Origin of the sequence: Paenibacillus oryziterrae, assembly GCF_042610485.1 — a bacterium.
Classification (GTDB): Bacteria; Bacillota; Bacilli; order Paenibacillales; family Paenibacillaceae; genus Paenibacillus_AQ.
This window is the reverse complement of record NZ_JBGJZO010000007.1, coordinates 162641-177416: the sequence shown is the minus strand read 5'-3', so window position 1 is coordinate 177416 and position 14776 is coordinate 162641. Positions and strand designations below refer to the sequence as shown.

General features: G+C 49.1%; 9 protein-coding genes. All 9 read right to left on the bottom strand.

Features of this window, described 5'->3' with window-relative positions:
* Positions 1–27 precede the first annotated feature (27 nt).
* A complete protein-coding gene (locus ACAN55_RS10675; protein WP_379131865.1) occupies positions 28–1599 on the bottom strand; it encodes a response regulator transcription factor in 1572 nt (523 codons plus the stop codon).
* A 72-nt stretch (positions 1600–1671) separates the two neighbouring features.
* Positions 1672–3381 carry an extracellular solute-binding protein gene (locus ACAN55_RS10670; RefSeq protein ID WP_379131863.1) on the bottom strand — a complete coding sequence of 570 codons (1710 nt, stop codon included), beginning with the start codon at positions 3379–3381 and terminating at the stop codon, positions 1672–1674.
* Positions 3382–3454: 73 nt separating this feature from the next.
* Entirely contained in the window at positions 3455–4315 is an 861-nt protein-coding gene (locus ACAN55_RS10665; RefSeq protein WP_379131973.1) for a carbohydrate ABC transporter permease, read from the bottom strand.
* Between the two features lie 48 nt (positions 4316–4363).
* Complete coding sequence (locus ACAN55_RS10660; protein ID WP_379131970.1) at positions 4364–5314, bottom strand: ABC transporter permease; 951 nt, start codon at positions 5312–5314, stop codon at positions 4364–4366.
* 210 nt (positions 5315–5524) lie between these two features.
* A complete protein-coding gene (locus ACAN55_RS10655) occupies positions 5525–9838 on the bottom strand; it encodes a discoidin domain-containing protein (protein WP_379131860.1) in 4314 nt (1437 codons plus the stop codon).
* 321 nt (positions 9839–10159) lie between these two features.
* Complete coding sequence (locus ACAN55_RS10650) at positions 10160–10945, bottom strand: formate/nitrite transporter family protein (RefSeq protein WP_379131857.1); 786 nt, start codon at positions 10943–10945, stop codon at positions 10160–10162.
* 38 nt (positions 10946–10983) lie between these two features.
* A complete protein-coding gene (gene nirD, locus ACAN55_RS10645) occupies positions 10984–11304 on the bottom strand; it encodes a nitrite reductase small subunit NirD (RefSeq protein WP_379131854.1) in 321 nt (106 codons plus the stop codon).
* Positions 11305–11332: 28 nt separating this feature from the next.
* On the bottom strand, positions 11333–13759 hold the full coding sequence (nirB, locus tag ACAN55_RS10640) for a nitrite reductase large subunit NirB (RefSeq protein WP_379131852.1): 2427 nt from the start codon (positions 13757–13759) through the stop codon (positions 11333–11335).
* Between the two features lie 189 nt (positions 13760–13948).
* The gene (locus ACAN55_RS10635) at positions 13949–14653 is read right to left on the bottom strand and encodes a hypothetical protein (protein ID WP_379131849.1); all 705 of its coding nucleotides are present in this window, start codon (positions 14651–14653) and stop codon (positions 13949–13951) included.
* Positions 14654–14776 lie beyond the last annotated feature (123 nt).

Here is a 14776-nt window from a genome sequence, read left to right as displayed (position 1 = left end):
AAGAGAACGAAAATCGTCTGATATCGATCAACTCTGCTTTCTATAGTCGCCAGCCGTAATGTTGAAAAACTCACGGAATTGTCTGCTGAAATAGGCGATATTCTTATAACCGACCATATCGGCGACCTCATATATTTTATATTGATGCTGATCCAGCAGACGTATGGCTTTCTCCATACGGATCCGGAGCAAATATTCATTAAAGCTCTCCCCGGTATGTTCTTTGAACAGAACCCCTAGATGGTTAGGAGAATAAGCGAAATGGTTCGCAACCTCACGAAGCGTTAAATTCTCAGCCATTTTATCCCGGATAAACGTTTCAATATGCTCGATCAAACGCCGGTTCCGGTGCTGCTTTTTCATGAACAGGATTTCCGATATTTGAAAGAGTACATTACGGAGCCATCGTTTAATATCCTCAACCGTCTCCAGCTGCTGGATGACATCCATGCTCGTAATCCCCCATCCAAGCAGACTTTCATAGGTTTCGTTCAGTGTGCCCAGATAGGCTTCAAGCCGCGAGGCAATATGTATGGAGAAGTTATAGACCTTAACGGGATGCTTAAATTCAGCGGCCACTTCAAACAGTTCATCAATGCAATCACAAATACCGATCAGCCTGTACCCTGCCATTGCGCCAAACATCGCCTCCAGCACCACACTCAAATCTTTGACGTCTTTGGTGATCCCTGGTTTGCTCATAGCACGAGGAATAACACGGTTCTTCCCGATAAACATTTTACCGTTCATTAGTGCTTTAGCCTGCGAAAATGAGACCGAGAGCTGAGCCGGTGCCGGTACGGGGCTGCCAAAGCTAATTGTAACTGTGAAGCTAGTCCCTTCACGCACATCCTTCACCAGTTGCTCCAGATGCTTCTCCAGGGTATCGAGTGGTGCTGTATAGATAAGTCCGATTTGGGAGCGGTTCAGAGAGCAGAATCTGCCAAGATCATTGTCGCGGATCCGGGTACCAATGAATTGAGTCAGCTTCTCCAGCTCCTGCTGCCCCGTTTCAGGGTTAATATTCATTCGATGCAGAACATCATCCGCCTCAATCAGCACCGCGCAGGCACTCGTAAAGACGAGGTCGAGCGGATATTTGGCCAATAAGGTATCCAGCGTCTCTTGGTTCAGAGTCCCCTCGAGCAAATGCTGCAGAATATCATTTTCGATAAAATCGAAAGAGGCGATGCTCGTGACTTCTTCCTTTTTCTTCAATCGTTCGTTCTTTAGTTCGCCTACGGCACCACGCAGTACAGTAATGATCTCTTCATCATCCACTGGTTTAAGGATGTAGGCATAGGCCTTCAGATCAAGCGCTGTTTTGGCATATTGGAAATCCTGATAACCGCTGATAAACACCGTTTTCAGAGCCGGATTAAATTCAAGTGCTCTGCGTGACAGCTCAAGACCGGAGATGACCGGCATCTTAATATCGGTAATCAGCAGATCGACTTCATGATTTTCGATATATTTCAGGGCTGCAAGCGGTTTGTTCTCACTGCACATGACTTCGATCCCCAGCGTATTCCAGGGTATAAGCCGCCGCAATCCCTCCAGATCATACACTTCATCATCCACGAGTACAGCCTTGAACATCATCGCTAGCCCCCTTCATGCGGAAAAGAGGGTACGAAATCGTATCCCTCAGTCCTCTGTGCTATAGCTGACTTATTGTCCTCCGATTTTTTGGAGGTTACCTTGCCATCTTTCGGTCTTCCATTTCAGCAGCTTGTCATAACCCATCTTCGCAGATTCCTTATCGGCATCTTCGATCAGCTTGTTAACTTCCTCGTCGCTCTTCGCGAAGAAAATCTTTGGAACAAGCTGTACATAGTAGTCTTTCAAGCGCTGAAGGATGATACCTTCTTCTGAGTTCGGAGCCGGATCCAGGTTGGAGAACTCCGTCATGTTCTTCGAGGTTTTGAACGTGATGCTGGCTTGGGACATCGTCGTCCAGTCCTGCGCTTCCGAAGGAAGCAGCTTTTCACGCTCAGCCTTAGTGGCGTCAACATAAGAAGTATTGCCGTACCAGTTGAATTCGCCGATTTTCATTTCATCATATTTCTTCAGATCACGGTTGATATAGGCATCATTTGGAATTGGAACTCCATTTTCTACTTTATCATAAAACAATCCTTGCGGTCCGAAGAAAATAATCTGCTGTCCTTCAGGGCTTGTAGCCCAGTTCATGTAGGAGAAAATGGCTTCCGGATCTTTGGCGCTGGTTGTAATCACGTTCACGTTCCAGCCCAGACGGTTAAAGCCCGAAGGGTAGACTTTATCTTTATTCACGCCATCTTTGTGCAATGGCCAGATCGTCATGTAACCGGCTTCTGGATCTTTGGCGGAGAGCAGGTTGTTCGCTTCGCGGCCGATGCCTTCTACAACAGCGTCATAAGCGCCAAATACAGCGATTTTACCGGTCTTCAGCTTCTCCAGAATTTGATCGCGGGTTTGGTTAAACATATCCTGCGAAGTCAAACCTTGACGGAACAGACTGCTGGAATACAGCGCCGCATCCTTAAACGCCTGATCCTTGTAAATGGAAGTCAGTTCAGCGCCGTTTGGAACACCGAAGACTTGACCGGATCCCGGGGAAATGAAGCCAGGCGTACGGTCATCAGCTGCACCGCTATAGTTCATACCCAGCATTTGTACTTCGCCGTCACGGACTTCACCGAAATCAAGCGGAATCAGGTCCGGGAATTTTTCTTTTACCTGCTTGAGGTAAGCTTCCAGATCGGCCCAGGTTTCCAGCTTCGGAGAACCAAGCGCTTTGTAAGTCTTCTTCTCTACGATATAGCCGGCGTTGCCGTTCCCGTTATCTCCGCTGATATACCAGTTCGGAATCTGGTACAGCTTGCCGTCGTCGCTGCGCAGCATATTGATTGTTTCTTCACCAACGGCTTCCACAAATTGCGGATATTTCTCCAGGTAAGGATCAAGAGCTACCAATTTCCCTGCCTTTTGCAGACGTTCTACGTCTTTACCACGGTCGGTTACGATTACATCCGGGAGCTGATTGGATACGATCATTGCATTCAGCTTTTGCGCGGCAGCACCGTTGGATTGAACCGGTTCCAGGGTAACCTTCAAATTCTCAGTAATCCATTTGCCTTGCGGCGTTTGTGCCCAGGTTGGGGCTGTATACCAGTCATAGTTGACAAAAGTCGTGAAGTTGACCGGTTTCACCGATGCCACCAAACCTTCAGCAGCTGTCTCAGGACTAGGTGAAGCGGTTTCGGTATTCTGCGCAGTCGGTGCTGCGGTTTCTGCAGGAGCATTCGCTCCTTCATTGTTGTTGCTGGAACAGGCGGCGAGCAGGCTTGTACTGAGAATCCCTGCCAGCAGCAACTGACCCCATTTACTTTTCTTCATACCCTTTCCCCTCTCTTGATTGTGCTCATTTATCACAAGCCGCCGCCGCTTAGCAGCCGCTTATAATCACTTACTACTCCTTTAGTGAACCTACCATTACGCCTTTGACAAAATATCTTTGCAGGAACGGGTATACGGCGAGAATCGGCAGGGTAGCGATCATCATCGTCGCCATCTGGAGCGCTTTTACCGTAACCGTGTTCTGCACCATGCTCTGCGCATAGCTGTTCAGATTCGTCATCAGGCTTGCGGTTGCCCCTGCATTAATGATCTGCACGAGCAGCGTTTGAAGCGGGATCAGGTTCTGGTTATTGATGAAGATCGCTGGTGTGAACCAGTCATTCCACAGTCCTACCGCCGTGAACAAACCGAGTGTAGCCATAACAGGACCTGAGATCGGAAGTACGATCCGGAAGAATACCCCGAAATTCGAGCACCCGTCAATACGGGCCGACTCCTCTAGACCATCGGGAAGCTCCATGAAAAAGGTGCGGAAGATAATCATATTGTACACGCTCACCATACCATGGATCAGCAGGAACCAGAACGTGTTGTACAAGTGCATTTGATAGATCAGGATAAAGTAAGGAATGAGGCCACCGCTGAAATACATGGTAAAAATACAGAACAGCATATAGCCTTTCTTGAAGATGATCCCTTTCTTGGACAAACCATAAGCAAATAGTGATGTAAAGAACATCGAGAGTGCAGTTCCAAGCACCGTACGAAGCAGCGTGATCAGGTATGCCTGGAAAATTGCATCTTCCTTAAATACGATTCTATAGTTCTCCAGAGTGAAGACGCGCGGCCAGAAGGTCACTCCGCCAATTGACGTATCTGAACCCGTATTGAACGAAATCACGAGCGAGTTCCAGAATGGATAAAATGCCATAAAAGCTAGTAGTGCAAGCAGCACGTAGATAACGGCGTGCATGATTTTTTCAGAACGGCTGGAATGCAAAAGTTCGCCTCCTTTCTTAAATTACCACAAGCTGGATTTGCCAAGCCGGCGCGCAACACTGTTCGCGATGTACAGCAGCAGTACACTCAGCACTGATTTAAGCAGGCCTGTTGCGGTTGCGTAGGAATACCGCTGATTCAAGATCCCTGTCTGGTACACATAGGTATCAAGGGTTTGAGCGTAGGGCATCAGGATACCGTTGCTTAAGTTTTTGGTCAGAAGCAAAATATCTTCAAACCCCGCATTCAGGATATTGCCTACACCCAGGATCAGGAAGATGATAATGACAGGTGAAATACTCGGCAGCGTAATCTTGAAGATCTGTTTGAACTTGCTGGCACCGTCGATAGAAGCGGCTTCGTAGAGTGCAGGATCAATCCCGGCAATCGCTGCCAGATAGACGATTGAACCAAACCCAATCTCTTTCCAGACTCCGACCGATACCAGAATGCCCCAGAAATAACTTGGTGTGGAGAGCCAGTTGATCGGCTCATCAATCAATGACATCTTCATCAGCAGCTCATTTACCGCACCATTGTCAACCGCCAGCATGGAGAAGACCAATCCGGAGACGACCACCCACGACAGAAAGTGCGGAATGTAAGTAACGGTCTGCACCACCCGTTTGAATGCGATATTCTTGACTTCATTCAGCAGGAGCGCCAGTATAATGGGCGCCGGGAAGCCGATCGCCAGTTTCAGCAGGCTGATGCAGAATGTATTTCGGATAATACTCCAAAACTCGGGAGACTCGAACAGCATGCGGAAATGCATTGTTCCTACCCACGGACTGTCCATAAAACCCGTAAACAGATTGTACTCTTTGAAGGACAAGACTACGCCCCACATCGGAATATAACTGAATATCAGCAGAAAAAGCAGTGAAGGTAGGATCATTAATTGATAATCCCATTGCCTTGCGAATCTGCTCCACAACCCGTTGCTTTTGACCTTCGGCTGTTCCGTCAGCATTGTAGGGGTGTTCACAAGCTGCGACATTTTTCTTTGATCCATAGCATCACCATTTCATATATTTGATGTCTTAATTTTACATTTGATAGGAGATTGCTTCTACAAGAGCGATTAACGATTACTTTACTATATCAACGGGAAATCAATAGAACAGTACAAAAAGAAACTGCCCGCAAAACCTGCGGACAGCCTCTTTGAATACCCATTTACTTAGTAAACCGAAAGCTCCCAAAGCGAATAACCGTATTGGGTGCCGCGAACTGTACCCGTAACCTTGACATATCTCGCGCTGGTTGCTGCAAAGGTAACTTCGTCATTTCCGCCGTCTCCGGTGGTTGTCGAATATACACTTTGCCAGTTCGTGCCGTTGGCTGAGATTTCAACAGTGTAAGACTTGGCGTAGGCACCCTCCCAGTTCAAAACGACGCGGCTGATGGTTTGAGCCGAGCCCAGATCCACCTGAATCCATTGCGGGTCAACGGCATGCACAGTTTCCCATCGTGTGCCAGGGTCACCGTCTACCGCAAGTGCAGCCGGCGTAATTGGATTAGCCGATGCTGTTACCGACTTGTTCAGCGCAAGATTAACGGTAGTCCCTGCGCCGACAACCTGCTGCACCGAAGCATCCGAATAGCCTGTTGCCGAGATCGTAACGGTATAGGTCTTGGAGGTAGGGAACGCAGATGCGTTCAAGGTGATCTTACCTGCGGTCAACGAATATTGAGCCGCAGCAACAGCGGTTCCATCCACTTTTACCGCATTAACTGCGCCTCTCCAGGCAGTATTGTCGGTAAATGTAATATCGATCGGCTGGCCTACATTGTTCTGAGTGGTGTCAGCCGTAAGTGCAGGTGCTGTTAGTGGGGCCGTTCCGTCGCCATAAACACTGAACTCCCAGAGCGAATATCCGTAAGGTGTTCCACGCTCAGTGCCATTCACTTTGACATATCTTGCGCTTGCAGAGGTGAATGTGATTTCATCATCGCCGCCATCACCTGTGGTCGTAGAGTACACTGTATTCCAGCTTGTACCGTTCGCCGATACTTCGACTGTATAAGACTTCGCATATGCGCCTTCCCATTTCAGTACGACGCGGTTCACGGTTTGTGCTGATCCAAGATCGACTTGAATAAATTGCGGATCCACCTTCTGTTGTGATTCCCAGCGTGTGCCTGCATCTCCGTCCACCGCTAGTGCAGCCGGGGTGATCGGGTTGGCCGATGCCGTAACCGACTTGTTCAGCGCCAGGTTCGTACCGGTCTCCGGAGGAGTGGTACCGCCGCCAATAATGACGTTTACCTTCGTTGGGTCAGCCTTAACCAGGGCTTTAGCAGGTACAAGAACAGAACCTGTTGTACCGCCTGCGTTACGGAAAGTTACAGTAACCGGAGCGTCAGTCGGGTTCCAGACCAGCGCACGGTAGACCGTTCCTTTTTTGTAGACGGTTGCCGTAGCGCCTCCGGTAGCCCAAATTTCTTTAGTGCGGCCACCCAGATCAGCTAAGCTGTGCACGAACCAATAGGTATTGAACAGCTCATTTTGCTGCGGAAGTGATGCATTCCATTTATTTAGTACAGCCTGAGAGTCGCTGAGCGCCTGAATCGGCCAGACGATATGATACCAGTCGGTTTCAGGACCGGCATTATCACTTACGAAGCCGTTGTACAGAGTAGCAGCCTTGGCCTTGTCAAAGCCATAGCTTGTTAAATATTCAGCTGTTGGCAGCCAGTGAATGCCATAGACATAGACCGGATTACCGTTAAAGAAGGTGCCGAAGAAGTTTGAGCTTCCATAGACTTGACCTACCGACTTGTGGAAATAAGCAGGCAGCCAGTTATCCTGATCATAGTTGAACCAGTATTGCTCTACAGCCTTAAGTTCAGTCGTGAAGCCCATGATGGCTGTATCGCGGAACGATGTATTGCCGCTTAGTTTCGCCCACATGAATTGGCCAACCCAGCCGAACAGCGATTCACCGGCAGCTTCCTGGTTGTTGCCGTCGTCGTTATCCGCATAACCGCCGGCCCATGAATGTCCTTCATAGACGTCAAAGTTGCGCAGGAACGGATACAGCGGATCGGTTTTGGACGGATTCGCATAATCGCGTACCAAATGGTCAATCATGCCGCTGTATTTGTTGCGGAAATCCTGATCATAGGTTGCAAGAACTGCGGAAGCGAACACGTAATACCCGTAAGTAAAGTGATGATCCGTAATGCCGGCGTTAGCGCCGAACTCACTGTTCTTGTAGATCAATGTGCCCCAATCGGTATTATAGTCAAAATAATAATCAGATTCACCAGAGGTATAGGTGTACCAGTCGGACAGAATGGTTTTCATACGGGACAGGAACAGATTCTTGTACGCCGTGTCTCCAATTTGATCGGCAATCAGCACACCCATCGCAAGAGGATGCAGCTTCTTGCCCTGCCAATAGGCATCGGCTTTCATCAAGTCAGTCGAAGTATCGGTATCCAGAATGGCCAGGTATTGGCGCAGTGTCGCACGGGAATAAGTGGAATCTCCCGGCTCGGTGAACTGCGGCACAATGCCGTAGAATTTATCGACAGTCGTGAAGGAATTGGCTTCAGTAACCTTCATCGTGCCGCGGATGGATGGGTACGTAATCGCCGTCAGCGGGGAAGTCGTCACCTTCCATTGATGCGGAAGCTGTGCCATCAGCGTTGTACCTGAGAAGCCGGATCGCTTAACAGTAGTAGTTGCATTAAAAGTACTCGTAATATCCGAGGTTGCTTCATTAAAAGAATAGGTTACTGCTGTGCCGGTTACGAATGCATAACCGTGCTGATAGAAGTAGTTCAGGTTTGAAACGCCCGGCATTGCTGCAAGCGACAGGTAGTTCTGTCCTCCGCCCAGCGTGATTTTTACTTTAGCGCCAACTTTCTTGAAGGTAGAGCCCGACGGTGCGAACACACCATAGATGCGTTTCACAGTTACCGGAGTCGCAGAGCCGTCCAGATTTGTGATTTCAATACCGATATGATCCGCTGTCAGCGTGGCGCCGTCCGTGGTCAGAATCGTGTTGTTGTTATCATCAAAAAATCTTGTGGTTGCAGGCAGATACAGCTCCGGGCTTGTAGGATCGCTGAACGTGGAGAACAGATACGGAGACCCTTTAATGAAGGTCGTCTTCATCTTCTCCGTGGCGCCGTCACTCAGCACAACATCAGCAGACCAGTCGCCATAACCAGTGATGCGGTTCGACATGGAAGCAGTGTTAATATTGTTCGCTGTCAAATACAGATCAGCCGGTCCAGCCGCTGATTGTGTCTGCCCATTAGTGCTCACAGATCCGGCACCAGGATTCAGCACACTAAGCCCTTGCTTCGTATACTTGGATTTCAGCGGAAGAGTAATGATTCCGTTGCCAAGCTTGTTGATCATAATGGACTGCCACCAGTCATTGGAAGGCAGCGGCGTCGTCAGGCTGTCAGACTTGTAGGCAGGATATTTAGGTTGCGGGATGGACATATCGTTCACAGCATAGCTGCCTTGTCCAACGGCTACCGTTGAAAGAACCGGCAGAGCAGGAATGGTGTACGTAGGTTTCGCATCCCCTGTCACATAATCATAGACCTGGAATTCGAAAAGTGAATAGCCGAAGGATGTGGCTCTGCTAATCCCCTTCATCCGTACATAACGGCCGCTGGCATAAATCGGGAGATTCAGCGTGCCGCCATCGCCATGCATTTCACGATACACTGTCGTCCAGTTGGTGCTATCATTGGACACTTGAATATCATATGTTCTTCCGGCAGCCGCTTCCCACATGAGGATGATTCTGCCGAGGGTACGGATACTGCCTAAATCCACATAAATCCATTCGTTGTCGGTCGCATTGGACGACCACCGCGTCGTGGTGTTGCCGTCAAAAGCAAGAGACGGCAGCGTGGAATTCGGCGGCAGATAATCCGCAACCTGGTAGGAAGAAGCCGTGGCTTGTTTGTTCAGTGCAACGTTCGGGCCAAGCACCGGAGGAGGTGTATTCACACCGCCTGTTCCGTATACTTCGAACTCAAAGAGAGAAATGCCATATGCGGCAAGTGAACGTTGGGTAGCATGTAGACGGATATACCGTCCGGTTCCGCTAAGCGTGATGTCATCTACTCCACCATCACCTGTTGTGGTGGAGTAGATATCATTCCAGACTAATTCATCGTTAGATGTCTGGATCTTATACGCTTTACCATAAGCGCCTTCCCAGCGGAGGACTACCCGGTCTACCGTGGCGTTGGCACCTAAATCGACGTAAACCCAGTTAGGATCCGCTCCCCATGCACTGCTCCAGCGGGTTGCCGTATTGCCGTCAAAGGCCAGATCGGGCGTGTTATTGCCTTCTGTCCCCGAAGCATAAGCGGGCCGGTCCAGGGAGAGAAGATAAGAAGTAGCTGCATGGGCTGGGGCCGGGGCTAAAGGCACCAGACCCAGCAGCATGAATACAACCAGTGAAAATGCCAGAATTCGCGTTCGTTGTGGTCTTTGGCTCTTGAATTGCCATTTCATTGTAGTACTAATCCTCCTTATTATTAATAAAATTGGGGTAGCCTGTCCTAGGATCCTGTTGTGATCACCTCTTCAAATGAATTCCACTAATAGAAGCGTTTACATTTTAAATGCTACCTCTATACCCAAATCATTACAATTGCACTAATCAACGATTTCATGTAAGAATGAACGATCTTATGCATACAAAAAAACACGCCCAGTCCGGATTGTAACCGGAATGAGCGTGTTGATCTACTTGGTTGCATCTGAAGTCCCAGCTTATCCAGATGGGATCTTGTGTACCCGGGAATAGGTAATATTACATGTTGTCCCTTCTTGTTACTGCTTCTTCCCCCGTACCGGAGAAATCAGCCAATATGCCATTCCGACGAAGATACTGCCGCCAACGATATTGCCTAAAGTGACCGGAATCATGTTATGCAGCCAGCCTGCAATCGTGATTGTTTCCGGATGGTTCGGCAGCAGAACAGCTACGCTTAGCAGCGTCATATTCGCAACACTATGCTCATAGCCGCTGGCGATAAAGGCGAACAGACACCACCAGATCAACACCAGCTTAGCCGTTTCACTCTTGGCGCGGGAGGACATCCATAGCGCCAGGCAGACCAGCCAGTTACAGAGGATACCGCGGAAGAACAGCTCGGAGTACGGGAGACTCATTTTTTTGGCCGCTGCTGCAAAGATCAGATGCTCAGGTGGTGCGGCACTGAATAATCCGGTTCCGCGGATCAGCAGCGCCAGAATTACTGCTCCGACGACATTACCGACAAAGACAAGAATCCAGTTCTTCAGCGTATCCCAAACCGACGTTCTTCCGGCAAGAGTACTTACGGTGAAGAACATATTATTGCCTGTGAACAGCTCCGAGCCTGCAAATACCACCAGCGTCAGAGCGATACCAAAGGATGTTCCCATAACAAGCGGCTGGAACGGAGATTTGGCTGCTGCCAGTGGAGCACCGAGTGAGAAGATAAGGATGATACCGATACCCACGTACGCCCCTGCGAGCAGCGCCGCGAGGAAATACCGGGAGAGACTTTCGTTCATTTTATCGCGTTTGCCTACAGCTGTTTCTACAATTGCTTCTACGTTCTGCGTGAACATATAACTCCACCTTTTCTTATCAAGTTCATAACCGCGATTTATAAACTAACTTTTACTGTGTCTCCGTCAATGGTGACAGGAAATGTAGTAACTTGACCCCGGTCCGGTGCTTGCACTTCACCAGTGCGGAGGTCGATTTTCCAATCATATAGCGGGTCGTATAAGTAAAATCCGGAAACTATGCCCTCCGCAAGCGGCCCCCCTTTGGGGTGAGGGTTACTGTTCGCCACAGCGTAGAATGCTCCGCCAGAAGTGCGGAATACCGCCATTTCCATATCCCCCGCATTGACCACACGGCCAATTCGCGGCAGGAAGTCCTGCACTGAACCCACTGCATACTCTTGTTTCGTTAATCCCATGATCCTCTCTCCTTTTGGATTCATCTAACTAAAAAACGCGTGTTTCTTCAAACAAGGCCGTGCGGGTGTCGTTGTCATTCAGCATTTTTTTCCAAGGATCGGTTACCTGGGTCAGGGCAAAATCAATCCGTGCCGCCAGTTCCTTACGGAATGCTTCATCGCCTAGAATAACGTTCTGGATATTCTCAAGACCCATACGTTCCACCCATTCCGAAGTTCTTTCCAGATAAATGCCGGTTTCACGGTAATACTGCATAACAGCGGAGCATACCTCGATTAATTCCTCGTCCGTTTTCACTTTGCAGAAGGAGTCAGCAATGCGCGGCTTAATTCCGCCATTTCCACCGATGAACACTTCCCATCCTCCGTCGTTGCCTACAATGCCAATATCCTTCGTGCAGGATTCCGCACAGTTGCGCGGACAACCGTTAACCGCCATTTTGAACTTGGCCGGGAAATCAAGGCGTTCATATTTGCGCTCCATGAGTGCTCCCAAGCCCATCGAATCCTGTGTACCGAAGCGGCAGAACTGCGAACCGACACAAGTCTTCACCGTGCGAAGCGATTTCGCATAACCGTAACCGGACGGCATATCCAGCTCTTCCCACACCTTAGGGAGGTCTTCCTTCTTCACGCCGATAAGATCCAGACGCTGACCGCCGGTAACTTTAACGACTTTCACATCATATTTAAGCGAGACATCAGCGATTTTCTTCAAATCCTCCGGAGTCGTTACACCGCCATACATGCGCGGGATGACCGTATAGGTTCCGTCCTTCTGGATATTCGCGCCCATTCTTTCATTGACGAAACGGGATTCCTTCTCGTCTTCATGGGTATCCGGGTGAAGCATGCCGAGATAGTAATTGATTGCCGGACGGCATTTGGAGCAGCCCTCTTCCTGCTTCCAACCGAGGACGTTCATCACTTCCTTAGTCGTTGACAGTCCCTTCGCTTCAATCTCGGCTACGATCTCATCGCGGCTGAGCGAGGTGCATCCGCAGATGCCCTGTTTCTCACTTTGCTGGAAGCTGTCACCGAGGACAAACTGCAGAATCTGCTCGACCACCGGTTTACAGCCGCCGCAGGAACGGGTAGCCCCTGTGCAGGCTTTGATTTCATCTACCGTAGTGAAGCCATTCTCAGTAACGGCATCCACAATCGCCTTCTTAGTTACACCGTTGCAACCGCAGACGATCTCTTCGTCCGCCATCGCTTCAACAGACATTCCCTTCTTCTCTCCGCTGCCGCAGCAGCCGGTTCCCATAACCTCTGCATAGATTTCGTCCGTCATTTCGGCCCCTTGCTTCACCAGCTTTTGAAGGCTAGCCGATTCCGTTACGTCCCCGAAGAGAACCGCACCGACAATAACGTTGTTTTTAAGCAAAATCTTCTTGTAGGTTCTCTTCCATTCATCTTTGGCGGAAATGACAGTATGTTCAAAGGATTCAATGAATTCTCCGGCAGAGAATACATCCACTCCGGAAATCTTCAGCTTCGTAGAAACTACAGAACCTTCATAAGGATTCGAATCTACTCCGCACAGATGTTTCGCCAGAACCATTCCCTGCTCGAACAGCGGTGCTACCAAGCCGTAACATACTCCCCGGTGTTCGGTGCATTCGCCTACGGAATACACATTGTCCATGGAGGTCTGCAGGTAATCATTGACCACGATTCCACGGTTCACTTCGATGCCGCTGTCTTTGGCTACTGCCACATTCGGCTTAATCCCCACTGCCATCACAACGAACTCGGCTTCCAGGCTGCTGTCATCGCTGAAACGCAAGCCTTCTACCCGGTGCGAACCTGTTAATTCCACGGTTTGCTTACCCATAGCGAATTTCACACCTTGACGTTCAAGCTCAGCTTGAAGCATGGAGGAGGCGCTGCGGTCCAGCTGCCGCTCCATCAAATCCTCCATCAGATGGACTACCGTAACGTCCATTCCAAGATTCACGAGTCCTTTTGCAGCCTCCAGACCCAGCAGCCCACCGCCGATTACAGCTGCCTTCTTATACTGCTGTGCCGCTGACAGCATAGACTCACAATCCGCAATGTCACGGAAACCTACCACACCATCCTTGTCGCTGCCTGGTATAGGCAGGATAAAAGAATTGGAGCCGGTGGCAATGATCACTTTATCGTATGGAATCGAGAGGCCGTTCGCAGTAATCACTTGCTGTGACTCACTATCGATTCGCGTTACTGTCGTATTGAGATGCAGAGTAATGTGATTGTCCTCATACCAACTCAAGCTGTTCAGAACAATATCTTCCATAGTTTTGCTGCCTTCAAGAACATAAGACAACATAATCCGGTTGTAGTTAGGGTGAGGCTCGCTTCCGATCACGGTAATATCATATAAACCACCAAGCTTCAGAATCTGTTCAATCGTGCCTACGCCTGCCATTCCGTTGCCGATTAATACTAGCTTTTCCTTATTCGATGTCATGGTTAAAGTGCCTCCTTAGGACTGCTGCTCATTGAATCTCTTCTTGTTTATCTATGAAAAGTATACGTTTCAATTTTGAACTGCATTTGTGATTGCAATCACAATAAATGTGAAACCTTTCACTAAGCAGCAAAAAGCCGGAATTCCCGCAGCGGGCTGCTGAGGAAATTCCGGCAATGGAGTAACTATTCATCTTAGTGTCAAAGCAAGCTCCACTTCATCCTGGGGACGAAGCTTCATATCCATTCCATTCTCCATGAGCAGCTTCTTGTTAACCTTCACACGCCACTGTTCATCCGTAAGCAGGACGTAATCCTTAACCTCTATCACATTATTGTTATCCTCGGATATCTTCACGAAACCACACTCTTCTAGTAAGCTTCGTACTGACGAATCCGCAGTAAAAGGCATAATGTACGAGTGACTGATCTCCGGTTGCTCTGTTCCTCCGTTCACATATAAGATGACCGATTGTATGTTCTTGGAGCTGTCGTAAGGCCATGCGACCAGCCCGATGTGATCCTCCGGATCTACCACATGATCCCATGCGTCGTGCTCCAGTTTTTTTCCGTCCAATTGAAGCTCCCAGTCCATATCCTGCATAAAGGACACCCCGTTAACAGAGACTATGCTCTTATCGTCCTGGGCAAATTCAACAAGCCCGCTGCTGCTCAGCAAATCACGTAAAGTGATGCCTGTTCTGTAGGCTCCGCTTAGAAGCTTATCTGCCCCTCCGGTAAACTCGGTGTCTCCAACATAAAATGACAGAAACGGTCCTCCGGAAGCTGCCGCTGCGTTCCCCACAGTATTGGAATCCGTTCGGGCTGAACAGCCGCTTACTGCTATGATGATAAATAATCCTACTATTCCCCGCCACAAAAGCTTGGTGGACATTCCGGCACCGCCTTATTTATAACCGCAGAGAATCCATCCCCATGGCCTATGTAGTATCCAATATTCACTACTATTAGAATACCCCAAGCAGGACCTAATGCTCAAATATTCTTCAGCCATTCC